30 protein-coding genes are annotated in these 26,989 nt (G+C 66.5%); 14 read left to right on the top strand and 16 right to left on the bottom strand.

The genetic code is table 11. The features are described 5' to 3' along the window. Window positions 1-17 precede the first annotated feature (17 nt). From GSQ92_RS11240 to GSQ92_RS11230, 3 genes are read right to left on the bottom strand one after another with little or no spacing between them, the layout of a single operon-like run. Window positions 18-893 (bottom strand): CDP-alcohol phosphatidyltransferase family protein, encoded by an 876-nt coding sequence (locus GSQ92_RS11240; RefSeq protein ID WP_254065850.1) that lies wholly within the window; start codon window positions 891-893, stop codon window positions 18-20. Beyond that, entirely contained in the window at window positions 890-1,648 is a 759-nt protein-coding gene (locus GSQ92_RS11235; RefSeq protein WP_158805179.1) for a phosphatidylserine decarboxylase, read from the bottom strand. The genes GSQ92_RS11240 and GSQ92_RS11235 overlap by 4 nt, the downstream gene beginning before the upstream one ends. A gap of 16 nt (window positions 1,649-1,664) precedes the next feature. Next, complete coding sequence (locus GSQ92_RS11230; RefSeq protein WP_158805180.1) at window positions 1,665-2,852, bottom strand: LysM peptidoglycan-binding domain-containing protein; 1,188 nt, start codon at window positions 2,850-2,852, stop codon at window positions 1,665-1,667. A gap of 359 nt (window positions 2,853-3,211) precedes the next feature. Here GSQ92_RS11230 and GSQ92_RS11225 point away from each other — a divergent pair, with 359 nt between their 5' ends. After that, entirely contained in the window at window positions 3,212-3,796 is a 585-nt protein-coding gene (locus GSQ92_RS11225; protein ID WP_158805181.1) for a TIGR00730 family Rossman fold protein, read from the top strand. A gap of 200 nt (window positions 3,797-3,996) precedes the next feature. Next, window positions 3,997-4,812 (top strand): 23S rRNA (adenine(2030)-N(6))-methyltransferase RlmJ, encoded by an 816-nt coding sequence (locus GSQ92_RS11220; protein ID WP_158805182.1) that lies wholly within the window; start codon window positions 3,997-3,999, stop codon window positions 4,810-4,812. Window positions 4,813-4,984: 172 nt separating this feature from the next. On the opposite strand, the gene GSQ92_RS11215 is transcribed toward GSQ92_RS11220, so the two are convergent. The 3 genes from GSQ92_RS11215 to GSQ92_RS11205 form a co-directional block, all read right to left on the bottom strand. After that, window positions 4,985-5,572 carry an NUDIX domain-containing protein gene (locus GSQ92_RS11215; protein WP_159013446.1) on the bottom strand — a complete coding sequence of 196 codons (588 nt, stop codon included), beginning with the start codon at window positions 5,570-5,572 and terminating at the stop codon, window positions 4,985-4,987. A gap of 5 nt (window positions 5,573-5,577) precedes the next feature. Continuing rightward, entirely contained in the window at window positions 5,578-6,210 is a 633-nt protein-coding gene (locus GSQ92_RS11210; protein ID WP_158805184.1) for a 2OG-Fe(II) oxygenase, read from the bottom strand. 84 nt (window positions 6,211-6,294) lie between these two features. Beyond that, window positions 6,295-6,957: a ribonuclease D gene (locus GSQ92_RS11205; protein WP_174246721.1), complete on the bottom strand. Its 663-nt coding sequence runs from the start codon at window positions 6,955-6,957 to the stop codon at window positions 6,295-6,297. Between the two features lie 158 nt (window positions 6,958-7,115). On the opposite strand from GSQ92_RS11205, the gene GSQ92_RS11200 reads away from it, so the two are divergent. Genes GSQ92_RS11200 through GSQ92_RS11190 form a run of 3 tightly spaced genes read left to right on the top strand, consistent with a single transcriptional unit; the run spans window position 7,116 to window position 10,943 of the window. Then, window positions 7,116-8,765, top strand: a complete 1,650-nt coding sequence (locus GSQ92_RS11200) for an alpha-keto acid decarboxylase family protein (RefSeq protein WP_158805185.1) — start codon at window positions 7,116-7,118, stop codon at window positions 8,763-8,765. 9 nt (window positions 8,766-8,774) lie between these two features. Beyond that, window positions 8,775-9,506, top strand: coding sequence for a YoaK family protein (locus tag GSQ92_RS11195; protein ID WP_371418551.1), 732 nt, complete (start codon window positions 8,775-8,777; stop codon window positions 9,504-9,506). A 3-nt stretch (window positions 9,507-9,509) separates the two neighbouring features. Continuing rightward, window positions 9,510-10,943, top strand: coding sequence for an aspartate ammonia-lyase (locus tag GSQ92_RS11190; RefSeq protein WP_159013445.1), 1,434 nt, complete (start codon window positions 9,510-9,512; stop codon window positions 10,941-10,943). Window positions 10,944-11,155: 212 nt separating this feature from the next. Here the strand turns inward: GSQ92_RS11190 and GSQ92_RS11185 are convergent, their stop codons facing one another. The 3 genes from GSQ92_RS11185 to GSQ92_RS11175 form a co-directional block, all read right to left on the bottom strand. Continuing rightward, window positions 11,156-11,518: a VOC family protein gene (locus GSQ92_RS11185; RefSeq protein WP_159013444.1), complete on the bottom strand. Its 363-nt coding sequence runs from the start codon at window positions 11,516-11,518 to the stop codon at window positions 11,156-11,158. 65 nt (window positions 11,519-11,583) lie between these two features. Next, entirely contained in the window at window positions 11,584-12,240 is a 657-nt protein-coding gene (locus GSQ92_RS11180; protein WP_256367095.1) for a YafY family protein, read from the bottom strand. 78 nt (window positions 12,241-12,318) lie between these two features. After that, window positions 12,319-13,194 (bottom strand): oxidoreductase, encoded by an 876-nt coding sequence (locus GSQ92_RS11175; RefSeq protein WP_158805189.1) that lies wholly within the window; start codon window positions 13,192-13,194, stop codon window positions 12,319-12,321. Window positions 13,195-13,263: 69 nt separating this feature from the next. Between GSQ92_RS11175 and GSQ92_RS11170 the strand changes: the two genes are divergently transcribed. Then, on the top strand, window positions 13,264-13,680 hold the full coding sequence (locus tag GSQ92_RS11170; protein WP_158805190.1) for a helix-turn-helix domain-containing protein: 417 nt from the start codon (window positions 13,264-13,266) through the stop codon (window positions 13,678-13,680). 367 nt (window positions 13,681-14,047) lie between these two features. On the opposite strand, the gene GSQ92_RS11165 is transcribed toward GSQ92_RS11170, so the two are convergent. Genes GSQ92_RS11165 through GSQ92_RS11150 form a run of 4 tightly spaced genes read right to left on the bottom strand, consistent with a single transcriptional unit; the run spans window position 14,048 to window position 16,710 of the window. Continuing rightward, complete coding sequence (locus GSQ92_RS11165; protein WP_158805191.1) at window positions 14,048-14,869, bottom strand: class III extradiol ring-cleavage dioxygenase; 822 nt, start codon at window positions 14,867-14,869, stop codon at window positions 14,048-14,050. A 5-nt stretch (window positions 14,870-14,874) separates the two neighbouring features. After that, entirely contained in the window at window positions 14,875-15,438 is a 564-nt protein-coding gene (locus tag GSQ92_RS11160; RefSeq protein ID WP_158805192.1) for a YceI family protein, read from the bottom strand. Between the two features lie 24 nt (window positions 15,439-15,462). Then, window positions 15,463-16,059 (bottom strand): cytochrome b, encoded by a 597-nt coding sequence (locus tag GSQ92_RS11155; RefSeq protein WP_158805193.1) that lies wholly within the window; start codon window positions 16,057-16,059, stop codon window positions 15,463-15,465. 21 nt (window positions 16,060-16,080) lie between these two features. Next, window positions 16,081-16,710 carry a YceI family protein gene (locus GSQ92_RS11150; protein WP_158805194.1) on the bottom strand — a complete coding sequence of 210 codons (630 nt, stop codon included), beginning with the start codon at window positions 16,708-16,710 and terminating at the stop codon, window positions 16,081-16,083. Window positions 16,711-16,823: 113 nt separating this feature from the next. Here GSQ92_RS11150 and GSQ92_RS11145 point away from each other — a divergent pair, with 113 nt between their 5' ends. From GSQ92_RS11145 to GSQ92_RS11115, 7 genes are all read left to right on the top strand, one after another. Next, on the top strand, window positions 16,824-17,864 hold the full coding sequence (locus GSQ92_RS11145) for a LysR family transcriptional regulator (RefSeq protein ID WP_159013443.1): 1,041 nt from the start codon (window positions 16,824-16,826) through the stop codon (window positions 17,862-17,864). Continuing rightward, a complete protein-coding gene (locus GSQ92_RS11140) occupies window positions 17,755-18,258 on the top strand; it encodes a GNAT family N-acetyltransferase (protein WP_158805196.1) in 504 nt (167 codons plus the stop codon). The genes GSQ92_RS11145 and GSQ92_RS11140 overlap by 110 nt, the downstream gene beginning before the upstream one ends. 156 nt (window positions 18,259-18,414) lie before the next feature. After that, the gene (locus tag GSQ92_RS11135; RefSeq protein WP_254065853.1) at window positions 18,415-18,720 is read left to right on the top strand and encodes an AtpZ/AtpI family protein; all 306 of its coding nucleotides are present in this window, start codon (window positions 18,415-18,417) and stop codon (window positions 18,718-18,720) included. Window positions 18,721-18,741: 21 nt separating this feature from the next. Next, entirely contained in the window at window positions 18,742-19,494 is a 753-nt protein-coding gene (locus tag GSQ92_RS11130; protein ID WP_158805198.1) for a F0F1 ATP synthase subunit A, read from the top strand. A 50-nt stretch (window positions 19,495-19,544) separates the two neighbouring features. Next, the gene (locus tag GSQ92_RS11125) at window positions 19,545-19,778 is read left to right on the top strand and encodes an ATP synthase subunit C family protein (RefSeq protein ID WP_158805199.1); all 234 of its coding nucleotides are present in this window, start codon (window positions 19,545-19,547) and stop codon (window positions 19,776-19,778) included. A gap of 22 nt (window positions 19,779-19,800) precedes the next feature. After that, a complete protein-coding gene (locus GSQ92_RS11120; RefSeq protein WP_158805200.1) occupies window positions 19,801-20,424 on the top strand; it encodes a F0F1 ATP synthase subunit B in 624 nt (207 codons plus the stop codon). A 12-nt stretch (window positions 20,425-20,436) separates the two neighbouring features. Further along, a complete protein-coding gene (locus GSQ92_RS11115; RefSeq protein ID WP_158805201.1) occupies window positions 20,437-20,958 on the top strand; it encodes a F0F1 ATP synthase subunit B in 522 nt (173 codons plus the stop codon). A 196-nt stretch (window positions 20,959-21,154) separates the two neighbouring features. Here GSQ92_RS11115 and GSQ92_RS11110 read toward each other — a convergent pair whose 3' ends face one another. From GSQ92_RS11110 to GSQ92_RS11100, 3 genes are all read right to left on the bottom strand, one after another. Beyond that, window positions 21,155-24,625: an AAA family ATPase gene (locus tag GSQ92_RS11110; protein WP_159013442.1), complete on the bottom strand. Its 3,471-nt coding sequence runs from the start codon at window positions 24,623-24,625 to the stop codon at window positions 21,155-21,157. 8 nt (window positions 24,626-24,633) lie between these two features. After that, entirely contained in the window at window positions 24,634-25,245 is a 612-nt protein-coding gene (locus GSQ92_RS11105; protein ID WP_158805203.1) for a DsbA family protein, read from the bottom strand. A 68-nt stretch (window positions 25,246-25,313) separates the two neighbouring features. Beyond that, window positions 25,314-25,829 carry a DUF721 domain-containing protein gene (locus GSQ92_RS11100; RefSeq protein ID WP_254065854.1) on the bottom strand — a complete coding sequence of 172 codons (516 nt, stop codon included), beginning with the start codon at window positions 25,827-25,829 and terminating at the stop codon, window positions 25,314-25,316. Between GSQ92_RS11100 and GSQ92_RS11095 the strand changes: the two genes are divergently transcribed. After that, the gene (locus GSQ92_RS11095) at window positions 25,828-26,979 is read left to right on the top strand and encodes an A/G-specific adenine glycosylase (RefSeq protein ID WP_159013453.1); all 1,152 of its coding nucleotides are present in this window, start codon (window positions 25,828-25,830) and stop codon (window positions 26,977-26,979) included. The two genes, GSQ92_RS11100 and GSQ92_RS11095, sit on opposite strands and share 2 nt — an antisense overlap. The last annotated feature ends 10 nt before the right edge of the window (window positions 26,980-26,989 follow it).

Here is a 26,989-nt window from a genome sequence, read left to right as displayed (position 1 = left end):
ACTTTTGGCTGCCATCGTCAGGCTTCCTCGTCTGAACCGGCCCGCATCGCTTCCGCCTCGTGCTTGAGCCGGTGGAAGCTGCGGAGGCTGAAGGGGAGCATGCCGAGATAGATCAGCCCCGCCGCGGCCAGGGCGGCCCAGGGCTCGGCGAAGAGGATGGCTGCGAAAATGCCGGTGCCGAGCAGCAGCGGCAGCACGTATTCCGCCGGCACCTTGAAGTTCTTGAAGCTCCAGACGGGCAAGGTCGAGACCAGCAGGATGGCGGTGCCGATCAGCACCAGCGCCCCGAAGAACGGCGAATGCGCGATCATCGAGAGCCAGCCGAGGTCGAGGGAACGCGCTTCGAGACCAAGGAAAACCGGGAGGAGGGCGAGCCCCGCTCCGGCCGGCGCCGGAACGCCGGTGAAGAAGCCGGAGGTATAGGTCGGCGCGGAATCGCTATCGAGCGCCGCGTTGAACCGCGCGAGGCGCAGCGCCATGCAGACCGCGAACATCAGCGACGGCACGAAGCCGATGCCGCCATAGGTGCCGAGCGACCAGAGATACATGACGAAGGCGGGGGCCACGCCGAAGCACAGGAAATCCGCCAGGCTGTCGAATTCGGCCCCGAAACGGGAGGTGCCTTTGAGCAGGCGGGCGATGCGCCCATCCAGCCCGTCGATAACCCCGGCAAGGCTGATGGCCACGACCGCGGCGTCAAAATGACCGCCAAGCGCGAAGCGCATGCCTGTCAGCCCCGCGCAGAGGCCGAGCATGGTGAGAAGGTTCGGCAGGAGCCGGTTGAAGGATGGACCCTTGAAGCGCGGGCGATGCGGCGGGCGCACCCGCCTCCGGCGCCTCCGGGCCGGCCAGATGCGCCCGTCGGGCTCGCCCGAAAGGCGCGGGCCGCTCAAAAGACTGTTCCGCCCGAGATTGTGGAGGCGCCCGCGTAGGTGATTGTCGGCCCCGTCGTCTCGGCCCGAGCGCGGGGTGCGAATTCGAGGTCGAGCTCGGCGATGACGCTTTCGCCGCCGACCATCTTCTGCCCTTCCGACACCAGGGGCTGGACGCCTTCGGGCAGATAGAGGTCAGTGCGGCTGCCGAAGCGGATGATGCCGAAGCGGCCGCCCGCCTGCACCGCGTCACCCTCGCGAACCTGGCAGACGATGCGCCGCGCGATGAGGCCAGCAATCTGCACCACGGCGATCTCCCGCCCGTCCGGCAAGCGGATGGCAAGGGCGTTGCGCTCATTCTCGTCGGCGGATTTGTCGAGATTGGCGCTCAGGAACTTGCCGTGACGATAGGCGATGCGGGTGACGGTGCCATCCGCCGGCATGCGATTCACATGCACGTCCAGCACCGAGAGGAAGATCGCGACGCGCCAGCGCGGCATGATGCCGAGGCCAAGTTCGGGCGGCGGTGTCGCCAGCATGACGCTCACGACATGGCCATCGGCAGGCGCCAGCAGCGCGCCGGGGCGCGGCGGGGGATGCCGCTCCGGATCGCGGAAGAAGTAGAGGCAGAACAGCAGGAACAGCACGCCGATCCAGGACAGCCAGTGCCCGAAGATCAGCCCGACGACGACGACCGCCGCGCCGATGGCGAGGAAGGGCCTCGCCGCCGGGTGGGGTGGGGAAAAAACGAAGCGAAAAGCGCTGCCGTGGGCCATGATGGCGGTGCTGTTATCAGCTCTTATGGTGGTGTGCCATCTTGTGCCATGGCGGCAGAGGCGGCGCATGGGCTGCCTCGTCGGCGGTCGGCATGTGGAAAGTCTGGCCAGGATAGATCAGGTCGGGGTCGCGGATCTGGTCCGTGTTCTCCTTGAAGATCGCAGTATATTCCGTGCCGTGCCCGAAACTGTGGCGCGAGATGAGCCAGAGCGAGTCGCCGGGCTGCACGATGGCCTGGCCTGGCAGCAGCAGATGCGCGAGGTCGGCGCGGGCGAAGGGCACTTCTGTGCGCGCCGCGACCTTGCCGCTGGCGCTCAGCTCATCCGCGCGCAGCTTGTGGACGCCTGACTTGAGTTCATCAATCGGCGAAAGCTGCCATTGGCCTGACGCATCGGCCTCGGCATCCCCAACAGCCTTGTTGTCGACGTAGAGGCGAACACTCCGGCCCGGCGCGGCATGGCCGACGAAGCGGATATGCCCTTGCTGGTCGTATTGCACGATATCGAGGCCGACCGGCCCCGGATGGCTGCCCGGCACTGGTTGCAGCAGGCGTGGCGGCGCATTGCCCTGCGACAGCACGACAAGGGAGCCGCTCGGGCCGATGCTGCTCGGCGGGTTTGCCGGGGGCGCGCCGCTTTGCGACATGGCCACGCTGCCCGGTGCGCTCGGGGTGGAAACGCCACCGGGGGGGCTTTCGGCGGGGATGACCTTCTGGACGGTGTTGTCGGCGACGCTGCCCTGGGGGCTTTGGGGCGCCGCGCCCTGGGGGGTCTCTGTCGCACCGGCGCTCTTCGGCGCGAGGGCAGCGACCACGCCGGGAACGGTCAGAAGGACGGTGGAACTGCCCGGCCCAACGGTTTTCGTGCCGGGCGTCGTGAGATGCAGCTCATGCACACCCGGCGCGAGCGGCGCATCGGGCAGGAAGACCCACTGGCCGTTGCTGTCGGAGGTGATCTCGCCAATGACGTTCTTGTCGTTGGTGATCGTGACAGTCGTTCCCGGCGCCGCGCTACCGGCCATGACAAGCGAGCCCTGCGGATCGACCCGCACGACGTCCACGCCTGGACCTTTGGTGGCAGCGGGTGGGGCGGGCGGTGGCGCGACGCTCGGCGGCATGGCCAGCGCGGTCATCTTTGGCGCACTCGCGGCCGGTGCCGCGCTTGCTGGCGTGGTTTGCGGTTTCGCGGGCGTGGTCGGAGCCATGGCAACACCGTGCGGCGCCGCGGGTTCGCTGCCTGGTCCCATACGTTCGTAGACGGTAGCGGCACCTGCGGCCAGTATACCGAGCAGGAGAACAAGTCCCAGGATGGGCCGCCAGGACGTCCGAGACGTCCCAGTACCTTCTTCTGGTGAATGGCGAGTCACCTCAGTCATCGATTCGCGGCCGCCCCTGTCGAAAAGCTCTCAATACATCCGCTCGTTATCATGAAATGAATAATTCTTGTGCACCCTTCGGGTTCGCAGGTTCTGATTGCGGTGCCGGGGCGGTTGCACCGCAGCCGAAGGGCTGCCACCAAGCGCTCGCTGGCGGAGACTCTGCTGGCGGCAAGGAAGGAGAATGCATGCCGGCGATCAAGGCAGTGACGGTCTTCGGCGGCGCGGCATCCGGCCAGGATCCCGCCTATCGGCGCGCGGCTCTGGCGCTGGGTGAGGGTCTCGCCCAGGCGGGCATCACCGTGATCTACGGCGGCGGCGGCATCGGCATCATGGGCGCCGTCGCGGATGGTGCTCTGGGCGCCGGTGGCCATGTCATTGGAATTATTCCGGACTTTCTGGCCCGGCGCGAGGTGGCGCATCGTGGCGTTAGCGAAATGATCGTCACCGACAGCATGCATTCGCGCAAAAGCCGCATGTTCGAGATGTCGGATGCCTTCATCACGCTGCCCGGCGGACTCGGGACGCTGGACGAGACCTTCGAGATGATTACCTGGCGGCAGCTCGACCTGCACAACAAGCCGATCTTGATCTGCGACATCGGCGGCTGGGCGGCGCCGTTCATGGCTCTGATCGACACGCTGGTTGGCCAGGGTTTCGCGCTGCCCTCCGCCCGCGCGCTTTATGAGGTGGTGGACAGCACGGATGCCGTGCTCGCCCGCTTACGTCAGGTGCCGGCCGGCGATCAGGCAGTGGAAACTGAGCAGCTTTAGAGGCGGATTTCTCTGGTTTGGACCGTGCCCAATCCCCCACGTCATGCTCGGCGAAGGCCGAGCATCCACGCCTTTCTTGCTCGACGAAGGCAAGGCGTGGATGGCACGCGGGGGCCGCCCCGCCTTCGCGTGCCATGACGGATCCTGGGGTCGGGGTTCAGTATTAGACCATCACGCCCTAGAAACGAGACGCCGAGCGGATGAATTATCGCCACGCCTTCCACGCCGGGAACTTCGCGGACTGCCTGAAACATGTGCTCCTGCTCTGGCTGCTGCGTGCCATGGCGCGCAAGGAGGCGGGCTTCGCGGTGCTGGATACTCATGCCGGGGCAGGGCGCTACGACCTGTCGGGCACCGAGGCTGAGCGCAGCGGGGAATGGCGGCAGGGCATCGGCCGGCTGCTGGATGACACGCCGCCAGCCCTTGCCGATTACCTGGGCATCGTGCGATCCCTCGGGCTCTATCCCGGTTCGCCGGCGCTGACCCAGGCCGTGCTGCGCCCGCAGGACCGTCTCATTTGCTGCGAATTGCAGCCCGAGCAGAACGCGGCGCTCTCCCGGCTGTTGCGCGGCGACAAGCGGGTCGCGGTCCATCTGCGGGATGGATTCGGGGCACTGAGGGCCCTGCTGCCGCCGGCCGAACGGCGCGGGCTCGTGCTAATGGACCCGGCTTTTGAGAACCCCGGCGAGTTCGACCGTATCCTGGTGGCTCTGCGGGAAGGGCTCGGCCGATTCCCGGCAGGCGTCTTCGCCGTCTGGTATCCCGTGAAATATCGCGCCCGGGTGCGGGCTTTCCATGCCGCGATCGTGGAGAGCGGGATGCGGGACGTGGTGGTGGCCGAGCTCTTGCTGCGGCCGCCTAACGAGTTCGAGCATCTCGGCGGTTGCGGTGTCCTTGTGGTCAATCCGCCCTGGCGCTTCGAGGAAGAAGCGGCGCCGATCCTGGCGGCATTGGCCGAGAGGCTGGGAGAGCCCGGGATTACCGAGGCGGTGCTGACGCGGCTGGCAGCGGAGTAGAGGCTGAGCGCCCGTTGCCAATCGGCAAGATACTGACCGATCCAGGAGTCCCCCCGTCATGCTCGGCGAAGGCCGGGCATCCACGCCTTACGCGCGCAATGAAGGCAAGGCGTGGATCCTCCGCCTTCGCGGAGGATGACGATGGTGGGCTTATTGCCAACGCTAGCTCGTATCAGTCCGCAATTCCGTGCAAAGCCGCCCATTGCAGCAGCAGAATCGTCTTCCCATCGACGATCTCGCCGCGGCCGATCATCGCCACGGCCGCTTCAAGCGTGATCTCCAGCACCTCGATATCCTCGCCCTCGTCGGCCAGGCCGCCGCCCCGGCCGGTGCGGTCGGCTTCGCCATAAGTCGCGACGAAGAACGAAATGCGTTCGGTCAAGCAGCCGGGGCTCATGAACGAGTCGAAGATTCGGCGCGGGTTGCGGATGACGCAGCCGATTTCCTCGCGCGCCTCGCGGATGATCGCGGCTTCCGGCTGTTCGTCGCCATCCAGCATCCCGGCGCAGACCTCGATCAGCGGGTGCGGATGGCCGTTGAGATAGGTCACGAAGCGGATCTGGCGGGTCAGCAGCACGGTGCCGCGCGCCGGGTCATAGGGTAGCAGGGCGACGGCATTGCCGTGGGTATAGACTTCACGGGTCAGCCTCGACCACCACCCATCGAAGTGGCGCTGGTCGAACTCCACCCGCCGCAGCAGGAACTTCTCGTCCGAGAGCACCGTTTCCTTGAAGTTCCGGACGGCGCTCTCCTCCGCCATGCGGATCAGGAGGCCATGGTGAGGCGTTTGACGAAGGCGGAGACCTTGTGGCGGCGCATTTCGGATCGGGCGGTGCTGTCGGTGGTCATGTAGTTGAGCTGGATCACGTAGCGCGTGCCGACGAACTGCTTATGGCCGTGCCAGGTGGTGGGGCCGTTGGGGAAGATCAGCAGCGTGCCGTTCACCGGCGGCACTTCCACCGCGAAATCCTCGATGTCGTCGGGGCCGCGCAGCAGGCGGAGGCAGCCTTCACGCCGCGCCCAGGCCTCGGTCTCGGGGTTGAGATACAGCAGGATGGTGACGCGTTTGGTGTGGCTGTCGCAGTGGATGCGGCCATCCTTCTCCCGGCTCGACCCACGCAGCGTCACCATCGTCGGCGCGCCTTCGAGGTCGAGGTCGAACTTGGCGGCGACGGCATCGCGGAACCGCGGGCCTTCCAGCTCCTCCATCAGTGCCTTGGCGTTCGGGCCGAGGCGCAACGAGCCGATCGGGAAGGAGCCGCCCTTGTCGAGCTTGGGCAATTCGCGCGTCACGGCGGCTAGCGAGGCGGGGCGGACGAAGTTCTCGATCACGATATGCTCGTACGGGTCCTCGGAAACCGGCGTCGCCTGCAACGCCTGATAGTCGAGATCGATCATGGTGACCCTCCATGCGGCAACGGACTCCCACCTAACATGGTGCGGGCGCGTCGCGTTGCGCGAAACTCGCGGGGCGGCGGCTCCTCAGCCGCGATGGGCGTAGATGTCGGGTTCCTCGTAGCCGAGGAGATCGAGCTCGCAGCGCGCCGGCAGGAAGGCGAAGCATTCCTCCGCCAGAGCCAGCCGATTTTCGCGGATCAGCAGCGCCTCTAGCCGCGCCCATAGGGGGTGGAGGTACATAACGTCCGAAGCGGCATAAGCGAGTTGCTCGGAAGTGAGTTCCGGGGCGCCCCAGTCACTGGTCTGCTGTTGCTTGCTGATCTCGACTCCGAGCAACTCGCGGCAGAGGTCGCGCAAACCGTGTCGATCGGTGAAGGTGCGGACCAGCTTGGCGGCGATCTTGGTGCATTTCACCGGCGCGGCGCGGATGCCGAGGGCGTGGTACAGCATCGCCACGTCGAACCTAGCGAAATGCATGAGCTTGACCCGGTTGGGGTCGCTGAGCTGCGCCTTCAGGTTCGGGCAATCATAGCCCCGGCCGCCGAGCGCGGGCGGGATGAGCTGCACCAGATGCGCCTGGCCGTCTCCCGAGGAAATCTGGACCAGGCACAGCCGGTCGCGCCTGGGGTCGAGCCCCATGGTCTCGGTATCGACCGCGATGACAGGTCCGAGCTCCAGCCCGTCCGGCAGGTCGTGCCGATGCAGGTGGATCGTGGCATTGGGCATGAATTGGGTAACGTCCGCCATGAGCGGTGGCCTACAGCATCAACCTTGGACCCTCAAGCGAAGCGGCGAAAAGAGTGGCGCCATGCATGTCTCGGCTGCGGTTCCGGTCGGCGGGCGTTCCTCTGGCCAGTCGCCGGAGAAAGGGTGCAACCTCCCCCGATTCAGCCGAAAGCCCCTTTATGTCACAAACCGTCATCCAGCATGTGCTCCGTCGCCTGACGGAGATTGGCCTCACCGATGTTTTCGGTGTTCCCGGAGACTTCGCCTTTCCCGTCAATGATGCGATCTGCGCCCCGGACTCGGGTCTGCGCTGGATCGGCACGGCCAATGAGCTCAATGCGGGATACGCGGCGGATGGCTATGCCCGGGTCCGCGGCTTCTCGGCCGTCTGCACGACCTATGGCGTGGGTGAGCTGGCCGCGCTGGCCGCCATCGCAGGCGCCTATGCTGAGCATGTGCCGCTGTTTCATCTGGTCGGCATGCCGAACATGGCGGTGCAGGCGAGCCATTCGCTGATGCACCACACGCTCGGCAATGGCGAATTCAATCTGTTCCACCAGATGAGCCAGCCCGTGGTCTGTGCCAGCGCCATCTTCACGCCGCAGAATGCCGCGTACGAAACCGAGCGATTGATCGCCGAGGCGCTGATGCACCGGCGGCCCGTCTATATGGGCTTCCCGGCAGATTACGCGTCGCAGCCGGTGCTGGGGCAGGCGTCGCCAATTCCCGCGCCCCGCAGCGATCCAGCAGCGCTCGAGGCCGCGCTGGTGGCGGTACTGGCCGAGCTTGGCGCCGCGAAATCAGCCTGCATCCTGCCCGGTACCCTCGCGGCCCGGCTTGGTCTGCAGAGCGCGATCCAGGCCATCGTCGATGCCAGCGGACTGCCCTTCGCGACGATGTTCATGGACAAAACGATGCTGGACGAATCCCAGCCCGGCTATCTCGGCATCTACATCGGCAAGCTGATGAACGAAGCGGTAAGGGTTTTCGTGGAAGGCTGCGACCGCATCCTCACCATCGGCACCATGATGACCGACTTCAACAGCGGATTTTTCACCGCGCGGCTCGATCCCGAGCGAGTCATTGCGATCCACCACCATCATGTGACGGTGCGCGGCCATGTGATCGCCAATGTCGAGATGGCCGATATCCTCGCGGCGCTGGCACCGCGGCTGACGCGCGGGCGGAGGATTTCGGCGCCGGCGCCGGAGCTTCTCGGCGATATCGAAGGCGAGGGCGACGCGCCGATCACCGCCGCCGCGCTTTATCCGAGATGGGAGCGCTTCCTGCGCGAGGGCGATATTGTCGTCGCCGATACCGGCACGGTCTCGATGGGTCTCGGCTTCGCCCGGATGCCGAAGGGCGCGACCTTCTACAATCAAAGCCTTTGGGGCGCGATCGGCTGGGCGACGCCGGCAGCGCTCGGTGCGGCACTCGCGGCGCCGGAAAGGCGCACCGTGCTCGTAACGGGCGAAGGCGCGCATCAGTTCACTGTGCAGGAGCTTGGCCAATTTGGCCGCCTCGGGCTGAAGCCGGTGATCTTCGTGCTCAACAACGACGGCTATCTCATCGAGCGTTTGCTCTGCCGTGATCCGGCGATCAGCTACAACGACATCGCGCAATGGAAATACGCGCAACTGCCGGAGGCCTTCGGTTGCGAAGGATGGTTTTCCGCCCGCGTCACGACATGCGGCGAATTGGATGCCGCGATGGAACGGGCGGCGCGCGGTGACGTCGGTGCCTATATCGAGATCGTCACCGACGCCTATATGGCGCCGGAATTGCCGCAACGGATGCACGAAAACGTTGCGAAGATGTATAAGCAGTGAGGCGGCACCGTGCCCTTCGACGGTCCCCATAGGCCCGAGCCCAATATCGTGGGAATCGGCGTTGGACTCGCGGTGGTCCTATCAATGATAGCGGGGATGACGGATGCCGTCGGCTTCATCCGCAGCCGGGACTTCGTGTCCTTCATGACCGGCAACACCACCCATCTGGCGATCGCTGTCGGGCAGGGTTTGTGGCGCGAGGCCCTGCCGCTGTTGCTCCTCATTCTGGGCTTCGTTCTTGGCAATACCCTGGGCGGCCTCGTCGTCATCCTGACACGCGGGCGGCAGACGCCGCTGCTTTCGCTTGTGACGCTGCTGCTTGCCGCCGCGGCGCTGGTATCGCCAGCGAACGCGCTATCGTTGCCAGCACTGCTTCTGCTCGTTCTCGCGATGGGCGCGAGCAATGCCGGGCTGCAGCGAATCGGCGGGACAGCGATGAGCGTCAGCTTCGTGAGCGGCGGTCTTTCCCGCTTCGGCATCGGTCTTGCCGGGTGGCTCATGGGCGAGCGTCGCTCCGGCTGGGTCATCCAGGCGGTTCCTTGGATCGGCATGCTGCTCGGCGCCATCCTGGGTACCGAGCTGGAATTGCGGGCGCAGGCGGTGGCGCTTTGGGTGCCCTGCGCCGCGATGGGCGGACTTGCATTTCTCACGCTCGCGCTGCCGCACGAACGGCAACAGGGCTTCACCACCGTTTTCTCCGCCCCATCAGGCGCGGGCAAGAGAAGATCATCGACAGGATGACGCATGACCGAGACCCGGATCGAACACGACAGCCTCGGCGAGATCGCCGTGCCGGCGGCTGCCTATTGGGGCGCGCAGACTATGCGCGCCGTGCAGAACTTCCCCATCAGCGGCCAGACGCTGACCCGGCACCCGGCCTTGCTGCGCGCGCTGGCCATGGTCAAGCACGCGGCGGCGCTCACCAATAGCCAGCTCGGCAAACTGCCAGATGCCAAGCGGGACGCCATCATCGCCGCAGCGCGCGAGATCGAGCGCGGGCGGCTGCACGACCAGTTCCCGGTCGATGTCATCCAGGGCGGGGCCGGCACCTCCACGAACATGAATATGAACGAGGTGCTTGCCAATCGCGGGCTGGAGCTGATGGGTCATCCGCGCGGCGCGTACACGCATCTGCATCCCAACGACGACGTGAATCTCAGCCAGTCCACCAATGACGCTTATCCGACGGCGGTGCGCCTCTCGGTGCTGCTGGAAATGGGCGGCTTGATGCGTGCCTTGGAAGCTCTGGCCGCGGCTTTCGAGGATCGCGGGCAAGCCTTCTCCAGCATCGTGAAACTCGGCCGCACGCAGATGCAGGATGCGGTGCCGATGACGCTCGGCCAGGAATTCGACGCCTATGCCGTGACGATCCGCGAGGATATCCAGCGCCTGCAGGAAGCCCAGCCGCTGCTCTGCGAGGTCAATCTCGGCGGCACGGCGATCGGCACCGGGATCAATGCGCTGCCGGAATACGGACCGCGCGCCATTGCCGCACTTTCGGCGATCTCCGGTTTCCGGCTGGTGCGCTCGGTGAACTTGCTCGAGGCGAGCTGGGACATGGGCGGCTTCGTCATGTTTTCGGGCGTGCTCAAGCGCGTTGCCTCGAAACTGTCGAAAATCGCCAATGATTTGCGGCTGCTGTCTTCCGGTCCGCGCGGCGGCTTGGCCGAGATCGCCTTGCCGGCGATGCAGCCGGGCTCGTCGATCATGCCGGGCAAGGTCAATCCGGTGATCCCCGAAGTGCTCAACCAGGTGTGCTTCCAGGTGATCGGCAACGACCTCGCCGTGACCATGGCGGCGGAAGGCGGCCAGCTTCAGCTCAACGCTTTCGAGCCACTGATCGCGCATAACATCCTGTCGTCGATCGAGTTGCTGGCCAATGGCGTCCGCACCTTCACCACGCGCTGCGTCGCGGGGATCGAGGCGCGGCCCGACCAATGCGCCCGCCATGTCGAGGCGAGCGTCGGCGCGGCGACCGCCCTGGTGCCACTGCTGGGCTACGAGCGCTCGGCGATCATCGCGAAGGAGGCCCTGGCAAGCGGTCGCACGGTCCGCGAACTGGCGATCGAGGCGGGGCTGCGATCCGACCAGGTCACCGACCTCCTCAACCCCGCCCACCTCATCCTGGCGCGCCGCGACGAATGGCTGAGCGCGGTGGAGAATACGCCGGATCCGTGAGGAGTGTGGGGTGTCTGTCTTCGGTTTGAACCGTGCTCGCCCCACCACGTCATGCTCGGCGAAGGCCGGGCATCCACGCCTTTGCTTGCGTGACGGAGGCAAGGCGTGGATGGCACGCCTTCGCGTGCCATAACGAATCCCTTGTTTGTGGTTCAATATCAAGCCATCGCGCTCTAAGAGTTCGGGGCGGGACGGTGGCGCCCCTCCGATTGCTACGCCGCCGCGGGTGCGAAGACCCTGAGGCGATGACCGTCCGGATCCAAGGCGACGAAGGTCCGGCCGAAATCCATGTCGGTCGGCGGCTGTGCGATGCGGAGGCCACGCGATGACCAATCCCGATGCACGGCATCAATATCCTCGGCGGCGAAAACCACCTCCGCGCCCCCGGGCCCAGCCAATACGGCGGGTTCCACGGCGTGGCGCGCCCAGAGGCCAAGTCCCATGCCGCCCGACAACGGGAACATGACGAAGTTCGGCGATGATTCCGCGGGCTCGCGGTCAAGCAGGTCGCGGTAGAAGGCGGCGCTCGCGGCGAGGCTGTCGACGTAGAAGACGACAAGATTCGGCTTGGTCATGTGTGTTTTCCGGTTGTGACCGAAGCAGCTTGGCGCCGAGCTGTGACAGTTTCCGGCAGTAGACGTCACACGTCCGAGTCCAACTCCCGGCTCCGCCAGTCCGCGAGAAGGATTCGCCGGCGTTTCGCGTAACGCTGCCCGGTTGTCTCGGCCGTCGCCATCCGGTCGAGGCGGAAGTGGCGGAAATCCTCTCGCATCTCACACCAGGCGGCGAGAACCTCGGCGGCCTGAAAAAAACCCAGGGCGATCGGCCAGACGATGCGTTCGGTGATAGCGCCCGACTTGTCCGTGTAGCGCAGCCGCAGTCTGTGCTCGGCGCGGATCGCCTGACGCAGCGTGCCAAGGTGGGGCGTGTCGTCCTGGCTACCCGGCGCGGCGAGGAGACCGCTGGTTGCGGCCGCATCCTCCATCTCCGGCGGCAACACGGCGGAGATCTTGGCCAGCGCATCCTCGGCCGCTTGCCCGAGCGCCTCGTCGCCGCGCTGCGTGACGAGGCGGAGGCCGAGGATGAGCGCATCAAGCTCGTCCTCGCCGAACATCAGCGGCGGGAGGAAGAAGCCCGGCTTGAGCACATAGCCCAACCCAGCCTCGCCCTCGATCGCGGCACCTTCGGCGACCAAACTGCCGATGTCGCGATAGATCGTGCGGAGGGAAACACCGAGTTCGGACGCGAGAACCGCCGCCGTCACCGGCAGCCTCCGGCGCCGCAGGGCCTGCATCAGCGCGAGGAGGCGTGCGGAGCGAGACAGGATTCTCTCCCAAAGCGGCGGAAGCTGCGCCTCCGCTCGATGATGGCGTCATCAGGCTGTGAGCGAAAGAACCGCGTGGTCCTGATCCGAAACCGTCAGCCCATCGAAGTCGGTCGAGCCGGTGACCGTGGCGTTGCGTTCCAACTCCGCCAGGCTCGCCTTCAAGCCGTTGCGCATGATGGCGAGCGCGTCGTTGCCAAGTGGGAGTCGTAGCGGTGGCGCCCGCATTTCGGCGATGTCGAGGATGACACGCGCCGCCTTGCGCGGATCGCCGGGAACCTCCGGGCCATGTGCCTTGATGAAGTCGCTGAAGGCGCCGACCGACGGGGCGTATTCTGGCATCGGCTCCGCATAGGCCATCGAGCTGCCCGCCCAGTCCGTGCGGAAACCGCCAGGCTCGACGATGGTAAGCTTGAGGCCGAGCGGCTTGATTTCCTGTGCCAGCGATTCGCTGAAGCCTTCGACCGCGAATTTCGCCGCGTGGTAGCCTGACAGGCCCGGCATGGCATGACGACCGCCGACGGAGCTGAACTGGAAAATATGGCCAAAACCCTGCCGGCGCAGATGCGGGAGGGCTGCGCGGGTGACGTTGACGGTGCCCCAGAAATTCGTGTCGATCTGGCCGCGGAACTGCGCCGGCGTCATCTCCTCGAAGGCGCCGATGAAGCCATAGCCAGCATTATTCGCCAGCACATCGAGCCGTCCGAAGCGCGCAAAGGCGGCCTCGATCGCCGCGGCCGCCTGTGTCTCATCCGTGACATCGAGCGCGATGGGGAGGATGCGGTCGCCGTAATGCTCGGCCAGCGACGCCAGTGACTTTGGATCACGCGCGGTCGCGACGACGCTGTGCCCTTGCTCCAAAGCGGCTTCCGCCAGATTGCGCCCGAGGCCGCGCGAGCTTCCCGTGATCAGCCATACCTTCGTCATGTCCGTCGTTCCTTGCATTGGCGGCCGGAACATAGGAGAGCTGGTTTCCATCGGAAAGAAGGCACCCGGATGTTCCATACTAACCCCGCGGATACTATCGGCGCTGTGACCGCTGCCTGCGACGCGCTGACGCCGGAGGAGGATCGGCTGGCGCGGGACATCATGAGCCGGGTCACGGACACTTGGTCGATGTGGGTGATCCACGTGCTTGGGGAGCACAGCCCAATGCGGTTCTCGCGGATCGCGGAGCAGGTGGAGGGCGTCAGCCAGAAGATGCTGACCAAGACGCTGCGTCAGCTTGAGCGGGACGGGCTGGTGACGCGGCGCATCTTCATGGAAGTACCGCCGCGCGTCGAATATGCGCTCACGCCCACGGGCCGGGAACTGATGCTGAAGTTCCTGCCGCTTTGGCTGTGGATCGTCGAGCAACTGCCGGTATTTGTCGCGGCGCGGCGGACATACGAAGCGCGGCTTGCGGCGGAGTGAAGAGGGCTCGGATGCGATAGTCGCTCGAAGTCAACAACCGCATATCACGCGATGGAACGAGATTCGTTTCGTAAGCAGCTCTTTAATTGAGCCTTTTCTTTTTGCGGCAATACAGTGAGGCTCAAGCAAGGAAAACGGTCATGTCAGTGAGTTATTGCGGTCGTCAGCGCTCCACCAGCGATACGTCGGACCACTCATCTTGGGTTAGCGACGATGTCTTCGAACCCGCAACCAATACAACTTATATTAGCTTTGCAACGGTGACGGTGGCGCCGCCGCCGCCCCGTCCAGCCTACAAACAGTCGGGACTGGCGAACCAGAGCTTCCAACGCCTTGGCGTCACCTACTACAGACTCCGCTAAGCGACCTACCCGAAGCGAAAGCCCGAAATCGCCTTGCCGAGAACGTGGTCGCTATAGGCGTGTGTGGCGGGTTCGTCTTCCGCCGCGCCGGCGGCGACCATGAGGGGGATGAGATGCTCCTCGCGCGGGTGGCATAGCCGGGCAGACGGCGCCGAGGCCCAGTCGATCAGCCGCTTGCTGCGGGTCTCGCCCGTCTCGTTGCAGACTGCCTCGCTGAGCCAGGCGTCGAAGGCTTCCGAGGCGGCGGCGCCTCGGGGGTCGCTGCCGAAGAAGCCGCGCAGGTTGTGGTAGCTCATGCCGGTCGCGACGATCGCCACCCTGTCGTCCCGCAGCGGCGCGAGCGCGCGGCCCATGGCGAGATGGGCGGCCGGGTCGAGATCCTGGCGCACCGACAGTTCCACCACTGGAATGGCGGCCTTGGGGAAGGCGAGGAGAAAGGGGATGAACACGCCGTGGTCGAAGCCGCGCGCGGGGTCCTGAATCGTGGGGAATCCGGCCTGTTCCAGCAGCCGCGCGACATCCGCCGCGAGCGCGGGATCGCCCGGCGCCGGGTAGCGCAGCGAATAGGTGCTCTCGGGGAAGCCGCAATAATCGTAGATCAGGTCCGGGGCAGCGCCGGATGTGACGGCGAGATCCGGCGTCTCCCAATGGCCCGTCACCGTCAGGATGGCGCGGGGCCTCGCGCCGAGATCGGCCTCGATACCGCGCAGGAAGTCGGCCATGCGGTCCCAGGTGCCAGGCGGTCCCATCGGCGGGTCCATGAAAAAGCAAGGGCCGCCACCATGTGGCAGGAAATAGGTCGGGAAACGCTGAGCGCCCATTGTCATCGCCTTTACGGAGCTGATTTCGCAGTGATGGCAAAATTCACGGCAACCTCAAGCGCCACATATTGCGCCGTGCTCCAGGCGCCCTGACCGACGCCGAACCGCGTACGGATGAGCTGGACATGGCCAGTGGCCTTGGCGATGTCGCCGGTGATCGCGAGGGTAAAGGGCAGGGTGACGGGCTTGGAGATGCCACGGATCGTCAGCGTGCCATTCGTCTCGAAGCCGCCAGCGGTGGTGAGCTTGAAGCCGGTCGCGACGAAATGCGCTTGGGGGAATTTTTGCGCCGCGAACCAATCGGCGCCGGGCATGGCGCCGTCTTTCTGGCTGTCGCCCGTGGTCGCGGTCGCAGTGTCGATCGTGACATCAGCATGGCCGGCGGCGGGGTTGGCGGGATCGAAGGCGATCGTGCCGGCGAAGCCAGTGAAGTGGCCGTTGAAGGGCGAGCCACTCTGCGAACCGGTGAAATCGAGGTGGCTCTGTGCCGTATCGATCGTCCAGTCGGCGGCATGGGCCGCGGAAAGGGAGGCCGTGAGCAGCACGGCACCGACGGTAAAGGCGACGGCCTTCATGGGAGAAGTTCCTTGGGAGGGGTGTCAGTCGCGGCTCGGCAGGCCGCGCCCGGGCAGCATGCGGCGCAGGATGGGCTCGCGCTTTAACAGGTGGTGGCGCAGCACCGCTGCGATATGGACGGCGAGGAGGCCGATGAGGGTCCAGGCGCCATAAGCATGGACCCAGGCCAGGATATGACTGACCGCTGCCTTATTCGCGAGATTGGGCAGGACCGGCAGATCGGGCCAGGGCACCAGGCTGTAGAGAACCGTTGGCAGGTTGAAGGGCGAGGACGAAACTACCGCCCAGCCTGTCAGCGGCATGCCGAACATGAAGACATAGAGCAGCCAGTGCAGCCCATGCGCCGCCCCCTTTTCAAGAGGTGGCGTCTGGGCCGGAAGCGGCGGCGGCCGATGCGTGAAGCGCCATAGCAGCCGGACTACCGCGAGCAGCAGGACGGTGATGCCGATCGATTTGTGGAGCTGGAAGAGCTTGAACTCCAGCATCTGCGTGATCTTGAGCTGCGTCATCACTAGGCCGATGACGATGAGTGCGAGAATACCTAGCGCGATCAGCCAATGCAGCAGGATCGCCACCAGGCTGTAGCGCGAGCGGCGCAAAGGAAGGATCGCGCGGGCCATGACCAATGCGCCGTCCGAATGTTAAGCGCGGCGCTCGAAGGCCGAACTGATCGTCACCGTCACGGTGTCGCCGATGAGCGGCACGTAAGTCTTGATGCCGAAAGCGCTGCGCTTGATCGTCGTCGTGCCGTCGAAGCCGATCGTGTATGCCTTGTCCAACGGGTTGACGCCGCCGCCGTTGAAATGGGCGTCCAAGGTGACCGGCTGGGTCACGCCGTGCAGCGTCAGCTCGCCCTTAATGCGGCCGGTGTCATGCCCGGTGCGGGTGATCGAGGTCGCGTTGAAAGTGATCGTCGGATATTTCGCCGCATCGAGCCAGGTCGGGCTCTTCAGCTCACCGTCGAGCTTCGGGTTGGTGGTGCTGATACTGTCGGTCGGAAGGGTGATCGAGAGCTTGCTATGGGAGGGCACCTTGGCGTCGAAGTCGAGCGAGCCGCTGGCGTCGGAAACGTTGCCGTACCAGGTCGTGAATCCCATGTGAGACACGGCGAAAAGAACGCGGGTATGCGCGGGTTCCACGGCGTAATTGCCGCTTTGGACATGGCCCGGATCCTTGGTCACGACCTGGGCAGAAGCGGGAGTCGAGACCGCGGCGGCACCGAATGCAACGCCGGCAGCGACGGCAACTGCGAAGAGAGGAGAACGTATCATGATTGGTCCTCGAGAGATTGAGCAGATGCCCAGCGGTTTATTGCAGCTGAAACATAGAGGAAATAGATAAAATATAGTGAAACTCCATCCAATCTTCGGATAGAGTGAGGGCGATGATTACGGACGGACTAACGCTCGACCAGGTTCAGGTCTTCCTCATCGTGGCGGACCAAGGCAGCTTTTCGGCCGCTTCGCGCAGTCTCGGCCGCGCACAATCCGCGATCACCTACGCGGTCCAGCGGCTGGAGGAGCAGATCGGCACCAGCCTCTTCGACCGCAGCGGCTATCGTGCCGTGCTTACCGAGGCGGGCGCGGCGCTGCTGCCGAGGGCCTGCCGTATCGCGCAGGAGGTCGCGGCCTTCCGCGCCCAGGCGCATGGCCTGACTGAGGGGTTGGAGCCCGAGCTGACCCTGGTGGTGGATGCCATGTTCCCGACCACGGCTCTGGTCGCGGCGCTGACGGATTTTCGCGAGCGCTACCCGACCGTGCCGACCCGCATCTATGTCGAATCCCTCGGCGCCGCGGCGGCTTTGGTGGCGGATGGCACCTGCACCATCGGTCTGCTGCTGTATTTTGCGGCCGAGGACCCGCTTCTGAGTTTGCGGCCAATCGCGCGGGTTCGCATGGTCGCGGTGGCAGCGCCGCAGCATCCCCTGGCGCTGATGCCGGGTCCGATTCCGACAGATGACTTGCAGGCCCATGTCCAGCTCGTGCTGACGGATCGTTCCGGCCGGACCGGCAGCCGGGACCACGGGGTCCTGTCCAGCCGCACCTGGCGTCTCGGCGACCTTGGCGCCAAGCATGCGCTGCTGCTGGGCGGCCTCGGCTGGGGCGGCATGCCGTGGCACATGGTGGAAGCGGATGTCGCGGCCGGGCGGCTGCGGATTATTTTGCCGGAGGAGTGGCAGGGGAATGACGGCGGGGTACCCCTGCAAATCTGCGTCGCGCACCGGACCGACCGCTCGGTGGGTCCAGCCGGGCGCTGGCTAATCGAGCGGCTGATGGCAACCCAGGACGAGACCATAGCGGAGAAAGAGCAAGCGAATGGAGATCAGGCCGGCCGAGGAGAGCGATCTGCCGCGCATCCTCGACATCACAAACGACGCGATCCTCAACACCACATCGAGCTGGAACATCACGCCGACCACGCTTGAGGCGCGCAGCCGCTGGCTTGCCGAGCGGCAGGCTGCCCGGCTGCCGGTACTGGTGAGTGTGAGCGATGGGTTTGTGACGGGCTTCGGGAGCTACGGGGCCTTCCGGCCCTGGGATGGCTATGCCCTCACCGTCGAACACTCGATCTACGTCGACGCCGCTTGCCGGCGTCATGGGGCCGGTCGCCGGCTGCTAACGGCGCTTCTCGATCATGCCGCGCGGGCCGGGATGCATGTGATGATCGGGGTGATTTCCGCCGACAACCTCATCTCGATCCGGCTGCATGAGGAGTTCGGCTTCGCGGTGACCGGCCGCCTGCCGGAGGTCGGCCGCAAGTTCGACCGTTGGCTCGGCCTCGTGCTCATGCAGAAGACACTCGATTTGCCGGAGGCTTGAACAAGTCGTTTGAAACTCAAATGAATTTCTTCGGTTCCGACAAGTCGCCGCGCTAGCCTCGGATCCTTGACACCTTAGGGGGCGGTCGGTAGCAGACGCTGTGCCCTGGGTGGGCCCGCTTGCGGCGGGGCTGTTCGGCTATGAGAGGGCATGGGAATGAGCGGCGGCGAGGGGAACGAATCGTTCGAACAACGGCTTGCCAAGGCTCGCGGAAGCGCCGGTATGGATCGGCCGCCGAGCAGTGGGAAGCCACCGGACAACTCTAACAGCAATGCCATCAGGCTCGCGATGCGCCTGGGTATTGAACTGGTCGCGGCGCTTGTTATCGCCGTGGTGATTGGTTGGGGTTTGGACCGGCTGTTCCATACGCGTCCCTGGCTGATGATCGCCTTCGTGCCAATCGGCGCGGCGGCAGGGATACGGAATTTGATCCGGGCCGTCGGTCCGGGTGACAAAAGCTGACGAGGCTACTGGGAAACGTTCATGGCTGGTCCTTCGATCGACGCGCTTGGCCAATTCAGGCTGACCACGGGACTGGGGCCTATCGGTCATGCCGTAAACTTCACCAATTCCAACGAAATGATGGTTGTCGCGGCCGGCATCATCATCGTGCTTTTCGCGCTCGGCCTGCGCGCCCGCGCCGTGGTGCCGGGCCGGCTGCAATCCCTCGTCGAGATGATCTACGAGTTCGTCCGAAATATGTGCGTGGATACGATCGGGCCGGAGGGGGTGAAGTTCTTTCCGCTGGTCTTCACGCTGTTCAGCTTCATCCTGCTGGGCAATCTGCTCGGCCTGTTCCCGTATTTCTTCGCTTTCACCAGCGGCATCGTGGTGACGCTGACGCTCGCGATCTTCGTGTTCCTGTTCTCGACGGGCGTGGGTTTCTATGTCCACGGCTTCCGTTTCCTGAAATTCTTTGTGCCCGACGGGGTGCCCGGCTGGCTATTGCCGCTGCTGGTGCCGATCGAGATCATCTCCTACCTGTCGCGGCCGGTTTCCCTCTCGGTCCGACTTTTCGCCAATATGACCGCCGGGCATGTGATGCTTGAGGTCTTCGCCGGCTTCATGATCCTGCTGACGGCGAGCCTTGGCATTTTTGGTGCTGTTGCCTCCATCGTGCCGCTCGGTCTCAATGTCGCGCTGATGGGGCTCGAAGTTCTGGTGGCGTTCCTGCAGGCTTATGTTTTCGCCATCCTCACCTGCCTGTATCTGCACGACGCCGTGCATATGCACTGACACGATCCGGTGCCTGTGCACTGATGAATTCCTGAAAGGACGATAGAACTATGGACATCAATTCTGCGCTTCTCGCCAAGGATATCGGCGCAGGCCTAGCCACTATCGGCGTCGCCGGTGCCGGCGTGGGTATCGGCAATCTGTTCGGCGCCTTCGTCTCCGCGGTTGGCCGCAACCCGGCCGCGCGTGACAAGATGTTCCGTGACGTGCTGCTCGGCTTCGCGCTGACGGAAGCGGTGGCGCTCTATGCGCTCGTCATCGCGCTGGTCATTCTGTTCACCTGATCCCGCGCCAAAGCTGATCCTCATGCGCCGCTTCGTCACCAGCGCCGGTTCCGTCCTCACCGGCCTCGTTCTCGCCGCCGTCTGCCTGCCCGGTTCTGCCTGGGCTCAGGAAGAAGGCAGCAAGACCATGCCGCAGATGGATTTCAAGAATCCGCTGACGGCGAGCCAGGTCGTCTGGCTGGTGATCATCATCGTCGCGCTCTACTTCATCCTGTCGCGCTGGGCGCTGCCCGCGGTCGGCGAGGTGCTGGCGGATCGCGCGAAGCGGATCGAGACGGATCTGGAGGCGGCGCGCGCGGCCAAGGCCGAGGCGGACGCCGCGGTCGCCGAGCTCAACTCGGCCATGAAGGCGGCCCGCGAGGGCGCCCATGCCGAGATCGCCGAGGCGGTGGCCCGTGCCAAGGCCGAGGCGGTCAAGGAAGCGGCGGCGGCATCGGCCAAGCTCGATGCGAGGGTGGAGCAGGCTGAGGCGCAGATCGCTGCCGCCCGTACCTCAGCGATGAGCGCGATCCGGCCGGTTGCGACCGACACCGCGAAGCTGCTGCTCGCCCGGCTGACGGGCGGGAGCGCGGACGAGGCCATGCTGGGCCGCGGCATCGATGGCGCGCTCGCGGCGCGCGGTCTGGCCGAAGCCGGCAAAGCCTAGAGGGAGCGGGACATGCAATACGAATCGCTCGCCAACGCGCCCTGGGTCCACGGGACCTTCTGGGTCTTCATTTCCGTCGTCATCTTTGCGCTGCTGTTCGGCAAGAAGATCCTGGGGCCGGTCAGCAAGGCGCTGGATGGCCGCGGCGAGGCGATCCGGCTCTCGCTCGAAGAAGCAGCGCGGCTGAAGGTCGAGGCCGAGGCGATGCTCGCCAGCGCCCGCATCAAGCGGGATGAGGCTCTGGCCGAAGCGCAGGAGATTTTGGCGCGCGCCAAGGACGAGGCGCTCCGCATGGCCGCCGAGCTCGCCGCCGAGGCGGAGACCCGGGCACGGGCGCGCGAGCGGATGGTTACCGAGCGTATCGCCGCCGCCGAGGCTTCGGCGATCACCGAGGTGCGTGCCGCCGCTGTCGAGATCGCCATCGCCGCGACGGCGCAGGCGCTACGCGAGGGGTTGGGCGCGGCGCAGGACGCGGCGCTGGTGGATCGCGCGATCGCCAATGTCCCAACGGCTCTGGCGGCGCGCGCGGCTTAGGGTCGTCTGCGTGGGCGTCGACGCCCGCCGAACAACAAGAGTCACGTCATGACCAACTGACTAACGTCATGCTCGGCGAAGGCCGAGCATCCACGCCTTTGCTCGCGTGACGGAGGCAAGGCGTGGATGGCACGCCTTCGCGTGCCATGACGGATCTTTTGGGTCGCCGTCCAATCTTAGATCGTCACGCCTGGCCCTACTCGGCCGCCAGCCGCGCCCCAGAATCCGTCATCTCCACCGCGCGCCCAAGATCGACCGAGAGCAGCCGGGAAACGCCGCGTTCCAGCATGGTGACGCCGTAAAGGCGGTCCATGCGCGCCATGGTGTGATGGTGGTGGGTCACGATCAGGAAGCGCGTGCCGGTCTCGCTGACGATCTCTCGGAGCAAGGTCGAAAGCCGCTCGACATTCGCGTCGTCCAGTGGCGCATCGACCTCGTCCAGCACCGCTAGCGGCGCCGGGTTGCAGCGGAAGACCGCGAAGATGAGGGAGAGGGCGGTCAGCGCCTGCTCCCCGCCCGACAGCAGTGATAGGGCCGAGAGCTTCTTGCCCGGCGGCTGGGCGTAGATTTCGAGCCCCGCCTCCAGCGGATCATCCGAGCCGACCAGCGCCAGATGGGCGCGCCCTCCGCCGAACATCCGGGCGTAGAGCGTCTGGAAATGCTTGTCGATTTCGACGAAGACGGTGGTGAGGCGCTCGCGTCCCTCCTTGTTGAGATGACCGACCGAGCCCCGCAGCTTGGCGATGGCGGAGGTGAGATCGCCTTTCTCGCTGTCGATCAAAGCAATCTGGCGGGCGAGTTCGTCCGCCTCGATCTCTGCCCGGAGGTTTACCGGACCCATCTCATCGCGTTCGCGTGTCAGTCTTTCGAAGCGGCGGCGTGCCTTGTCCTCGGCCTCGACGGTGGGTTCGCCGGCCAGCTCCGGGAAGCTGGGATTGGTGCCGAGGCGTTCCAGCACGCGCTCGGCGGCGGTGCCCCAGGCGTGTTCGGCTTGGGCCAAGGCGCCTTCCGCGCGCACCACCGCCTCGCGCGCCAGGGCCTGGGCGGTTTCGGCGCCGCGTACGGCCTTTTCGGCGGCTCGCGCGGCGCTTTCCGCTTCACCGAGGCGCGTGGTGGCGACCCGGTGCTCCGCCTCGGCCTCGCGCAGCAGGTCACCCTGGGCGGCGCGTTCGGCGGCGAGGGCGGCGGGTCGGTCGGTGAGTTCGGCGTGTTCCGTCTCGGCGGTGGCGCGCCGCGTCTCGAGCTCGGCGATGTGGGTCTCGGCGTCTCGTGCGCGGTCCGACCAGCCGGAGCGTTCGCGCGTCAAAGCCTCGCGGCGCTGAGCGCGGCCGGAGATGCCGCGCGAGAGGTCGTCGCGGATGGAGCGGCATTCCGATTCGTGTCGTCGCGCCTCGCTGAGCGCAGTCCGGGTCGCGTCCACCGTGGCGCGCAGGGCGGCGAGGTCGGGGAGATTTTCGGTTTCGGCGCGCGCGGCCGCGAAGGCGGCCTCCGCCTCGCGAGCCTCGGCCGCCGCCGCTTCGCTTTGCGCGGCGACACCCGCGAGCCGGGCGGTCGCGGCGGCGGCGCGGCCGCTGAGGGCGTGGGCGGTCTGGCGGCTGCGTTCGGCGCCCTGCTCGGCCTCCCGCCGCGCTGCTCGGGCGGCTTGTTCTTCGATGACGGCTGCGCGGTCGGCGGCTTCCGCGCTTTCCCGTAGTTCGCGCGCTTGGATGGCGGCGGCTTCAGCGGCGTCACGCTTCCGGCGTAAGGCAATGAGCCGGTTGCGTTGGGTGAGGCGCACGGTCGCGGCGGTCGGCGTGCCGGGTCGGATGGTGTAACCGTCCCACCGCCAGACACCGCCCGCTTCGGAGACGAGCATCTGGCCGGGGCCGAGGCGGGCTTGCAGTGCTTCTGCCGCGCCTTCGGGGGCGAGCGCGATCCCCGCTAATGCACGCGCGAGTGCAGGGGGGCCGCGGACGATCTCCGCCAAGGGTTTGCAGCCCTCGGGCAGGTCTCCGGCCGCGTCGAGCGGCGGCAATTCGCGCCAGTGGCGCGCCCCTTCGGGATTCGCCGCGGCGCCGAGTTCCTCGCCCAGAGCCGCGCCAAGCGCCTGCTCGAGACCCGGCGGCACGTCCAGCGCATCGACCATGGGCGGCCAGCGCTCGCCATCACTGACGCTCAGAACCTCGTCGAGCGCGCGGCATTCCGCCGCCAGCCGGCCCCGGGCGGTTTCGGCGGCGTGATCCTGCTCGCGGCCGGCGGTGAGCGCCGCCTGGGTGCCTTGGCGCGCTCGTTCGGCGGTCTCCAATCGAGCAAGCGCGGCTTCGCGCGCGGCGATGGCTTCGGCGACCGCAGCCTCAGCGGCAGCGATCTGTGCCTCGGGGATGATATCCGCCGCGAGTCGCGCCCGGTCGGCGGCGAGGCGGGTTGCCTGCTCGGTCAGGCGTCGCGCCCGCTGCTCGGCCTGGGTCAGGCGTTGCCGCATGGCCTGGCTTTCGGCGGCCAGCGCGGCATTTCGCTCAAGCGCCTCCTGGGACGCCAAGTCGGCCGCGCGCGCGGCTGCGACTGCCGATTCGAGCGCCGCCTCGGCGGCATCCAGGCGTGTGGCCGCGTCGATATCGGCGGTCGCGAGACTTTCCTCCTCGGCGGCGAGGCGGCGTTCCGCCTCCGCCGCGTCCCGCAACACGGCGCGTGCGCGGTCGAGGTCCCGGGCCGTGTGCTCGAGCCGGCTGGTCGCGGCGGCGAGCGCGGCGCGCACGCGATTCTCCTCCGCCGAGAGTTGCTCATGGGCGATGCGCTGGCGTTCGAGCGCCGTGCGGGCCGCGCTTTCAGCTTCGCGCAGGCCGGGCAGCGCCTCGTCGGAATTGCCGTGGCTGGACGCGGCTTCCCGCGCTGCCTCAGTGGCGGCGGTCGCCGCTATCCGCGCCTCGCCAAGCGCCGTGCGCGCCGCCTCCCGTTCCTGCTCGGCGCGGGTTTGCAAGATGGCGAGGAAGGTTGCCTCGGCGGTGCGGATGTCGCCGGAAATGGTGCGGTAGCGGGCCGCCTGGCGGGCCTGGCGCTGGAGCGCGAAAAGCTGCGTTTCGACCTGGCCGCGCAGATCTTCGGCGCGCTGGAGATTGGTTTCGGTGGCACGCAGCTTGAGCTCGGCCTCATGCCGCCGGGAGGAGAGGCCGGCGATGCCCGCGGCTTCCTCCAGGATCGCCCGCCGCTCATCGGGCCGGGCATTGACCAAAGCCGCCACCCGGCCCTGGCTGACAATGGCGCAGCTCCGTGCACCGCTCGCGAGATCGGCGAAGAGCGTCTGTACATCGCGCGCCCGGGTCTCGCGTCCATTAATGCGATATTGGCTGCCGGAGCCCCGCTCGATCCGGCGCGTGATCTCCAGCTCGCTCTGCTCGGCCAAAGGCGGCGGCGCGACGCCGATCGTCTCCTCCAGGCTCAGCGTGACCTCGGCAAGGTTGCGGGAGGGGCGGCTGGTGGTGCCGGCGAAAATGACGTCGTCCATCTCGCCGCCACGCAGGGACCGGGCGCTGGCCTCGCCCATGGCCCAGCGCAGGGCGTCGACGATGTTGGATTTGCCGCAGCCGTTGGGGCCGATGATGCCGGTCAGCCCCGGCAGTACGTCAAGGCTCGTGGTGTCGGCGAAGCTCTTGAAGCCTGCGATACTCAGGCGGGCGAGCCGCGCGGCCATCGGGCGCTCTAGCTCCCCGTGCGAATGGCGTTCGCGAACTCGTCGTAGCTCATGTCGCCGGCCTGGAGGTGGCCGTTGATCAGGAAGCTCGGAGTCGCGTCGATGTTGTATTTCTTGGCGTCCGCCGCCTGGCGCTGCAGGATCCAGGTCTTGAGCGCGTCATCCTTGATCGCCGCATCGAAGGTGGCGCGGCTCATGCCGGCGAGTGCTGCCATCTTCCACAGCTCGTCGGTGTAGTTCACGCCCTGGGCGAAGGCCCAGCGGTCCTGGCTGGCGAAGAGGGCGCTGCAGAAAGGGAAATACTCGTCGGGCGGCAGGTGGCGCGCGACCATCGCGGCCTCGAGCGCCACCGCGTCGAGCGGGAAGTCGTGATAGACGATTCGCAGCAGGCCCGGCTTGATGAGCTTGTCCATGACCTGGGGCATCGTGGTCATCGAGAAATGGGCGCAGTGGGTGCAGGTGAGCGAGAAAAACTCATCGACCGTGGTCTTGGCGGTCGGTGAGCCTACCGAGCGCGGCCCCTCGGTGTCCGGCAGCGTGTCGGCGCGGGCGAGGGATGGCAGGGCGGCGAAACCCGCGGTGGACACACCGGCAGCAAGCAGGAAGCGGCGCGAGATCATCTCTTGGTCCCTCAAGATCTAGTGGTCGTTAGCTCAGCCTATCCCAAGCTGTCGAGTTTTATGCCTGGTCAGGAGCGTTTCGGGGCGCTTTCGCGCCGAATGGCGGCGGCCGCCTTGACCGCGCCGCCGAGTCGGGCGAGCGCATCATGCAGCGGACCCGGCGAAATCCCCTCGATCGGCGGTGGAGTCGCCGTGGGGCGCGGGGCGCGGGGCGGCTCGATCACATGCGAGACGACGGCGAGTTGCACGAAGCGAAGGCGCTCGACGAGCCGCTGGCCGACATGGCCGTTGATGCGCGCGATGAGCTGCGGCGCGAGGTGCTGCAGCTCCATGGCGACGGGACCGTCGCAGGCGATGGTGAGGGTTCCGGCGGTGAAACGGTGGGGCGCGGTGCGCGCGCCGAGGTCGGGGCCGAGGATCGTCGCCCATTCCGTCATGATCTGGGAGGCGGCCGGAGAACGGCGGCGAAAGGCCGGACGCGCCACGCGGGCGACGAGGCCGCCGATGCCGCGCGGGCCATAGGCGCGCGGCGGCTCCATCTCGGTCTTGGCGGTGGTCTTGTTCGCGGCCCCGGCCTTCGCCATGGTGCCGCCCGTGTCCTCTGCCAGCCTGTCCTCGCCCAAGCCTTCCCCGCTTTCCGCGCCACCCGTGGCGGCGCTGCTGCACTGGTATGGCCGCCATCGCCGCCGCCTGCCCTGGCGCGCCGAGCCGGGCGAGACGATGGATCCATACCGCGTCTGGCTGTCCGAGATCATGCTGCAGCAGACCACGGTGACGGCCGTCATTCCCTATTATGACCGGTTTTTGCGCCTCTTCCCAGCCGTTGAGAGGCTCGCGGCGGCGGAGGATGACGCCGTCATGGCTGCCTGGGCCGGGCTTGGCTACTACGCCCGTGCCAGGAATCTCCTCGCCTGCGCGCGACGGGTCGCGGCGATGGGCGGGTTTCCCCGGGATGTGGCGGCACTGCGGCTGCTGCCGGGCATCGGCGATTACACGGCGGCGGCGGTGGGTGCGATCGCGTTTGGCCTGCCGGCGATCCCGGTGGATGGCAATGTCGAGCGGGTGGTCAGCCGCCTTTTCGCCATCGAGACGCCCTTGCCCGCCAGCCGGCCCGCGCTTCGTGTGGCGGCTCTTCGTCTTGCGGCGGATCCCATCGCGGTGGCATCGCCATCGGATACCGCGCAAGCCCTATTCGACTTGGGCGCTACGGTCTGCACCCCGACCCGGCCTGCCTGTGGGGTCTGTCCGTGGGCGGCGGAATGCGAAGGTCGTCGGCTGGGCATCGCCGAGACCTTGCCGCGCAAGGCGGCGAAGGTGCCGCGACCGGTGCGTCATGGCGCGGTTTTCCATCTGACGGATGTGGAGGGACGGCTGCTGCTGCAACGCCGCCCGCCGACCGGTCTCCTCGGCGGCATGACGGAGCTCCCAGGCACGCCTTGGCTCGCGGAGGCATTGACCAAGGCCGAGGCTCTGAAACTCGCGCCAATGATCGCCGCCTGGGAACGGGGTGGCGAAGTGCGCCATGTCTTCACCCATTTCGAGCTGCGACTCGACGTCTACGCCGCGTGGGTGGAAAGAATTTCCCCGACATCGGGCTTCCTCTGCACGCCCGAGGATCTGGCGGCGCAGGCGCTTCCCAGTCTCATGGTCAAGTGCCTAATCTTGGCAGCGAAGACGGCCACGACGGACTCCACGCCGAAGCCAAAAGAACCTGCCGTCACTCTTCTCGTTTAGGGAGCGATCC

Origin of the sequence: Acidisoma sp. S159 (genome assembly GCF_009766125.1) — a bacterium.
GTDB lineage: Bacteria > Pseudomonadota > Alphaproteobacteria > Acetobacterales > Acetobacteraceae > Acidisoma.
Note: the sequence above shows the minus strand (reverse complement) of the source record. Positions and strands in the feature narration are given on the sequence as shown.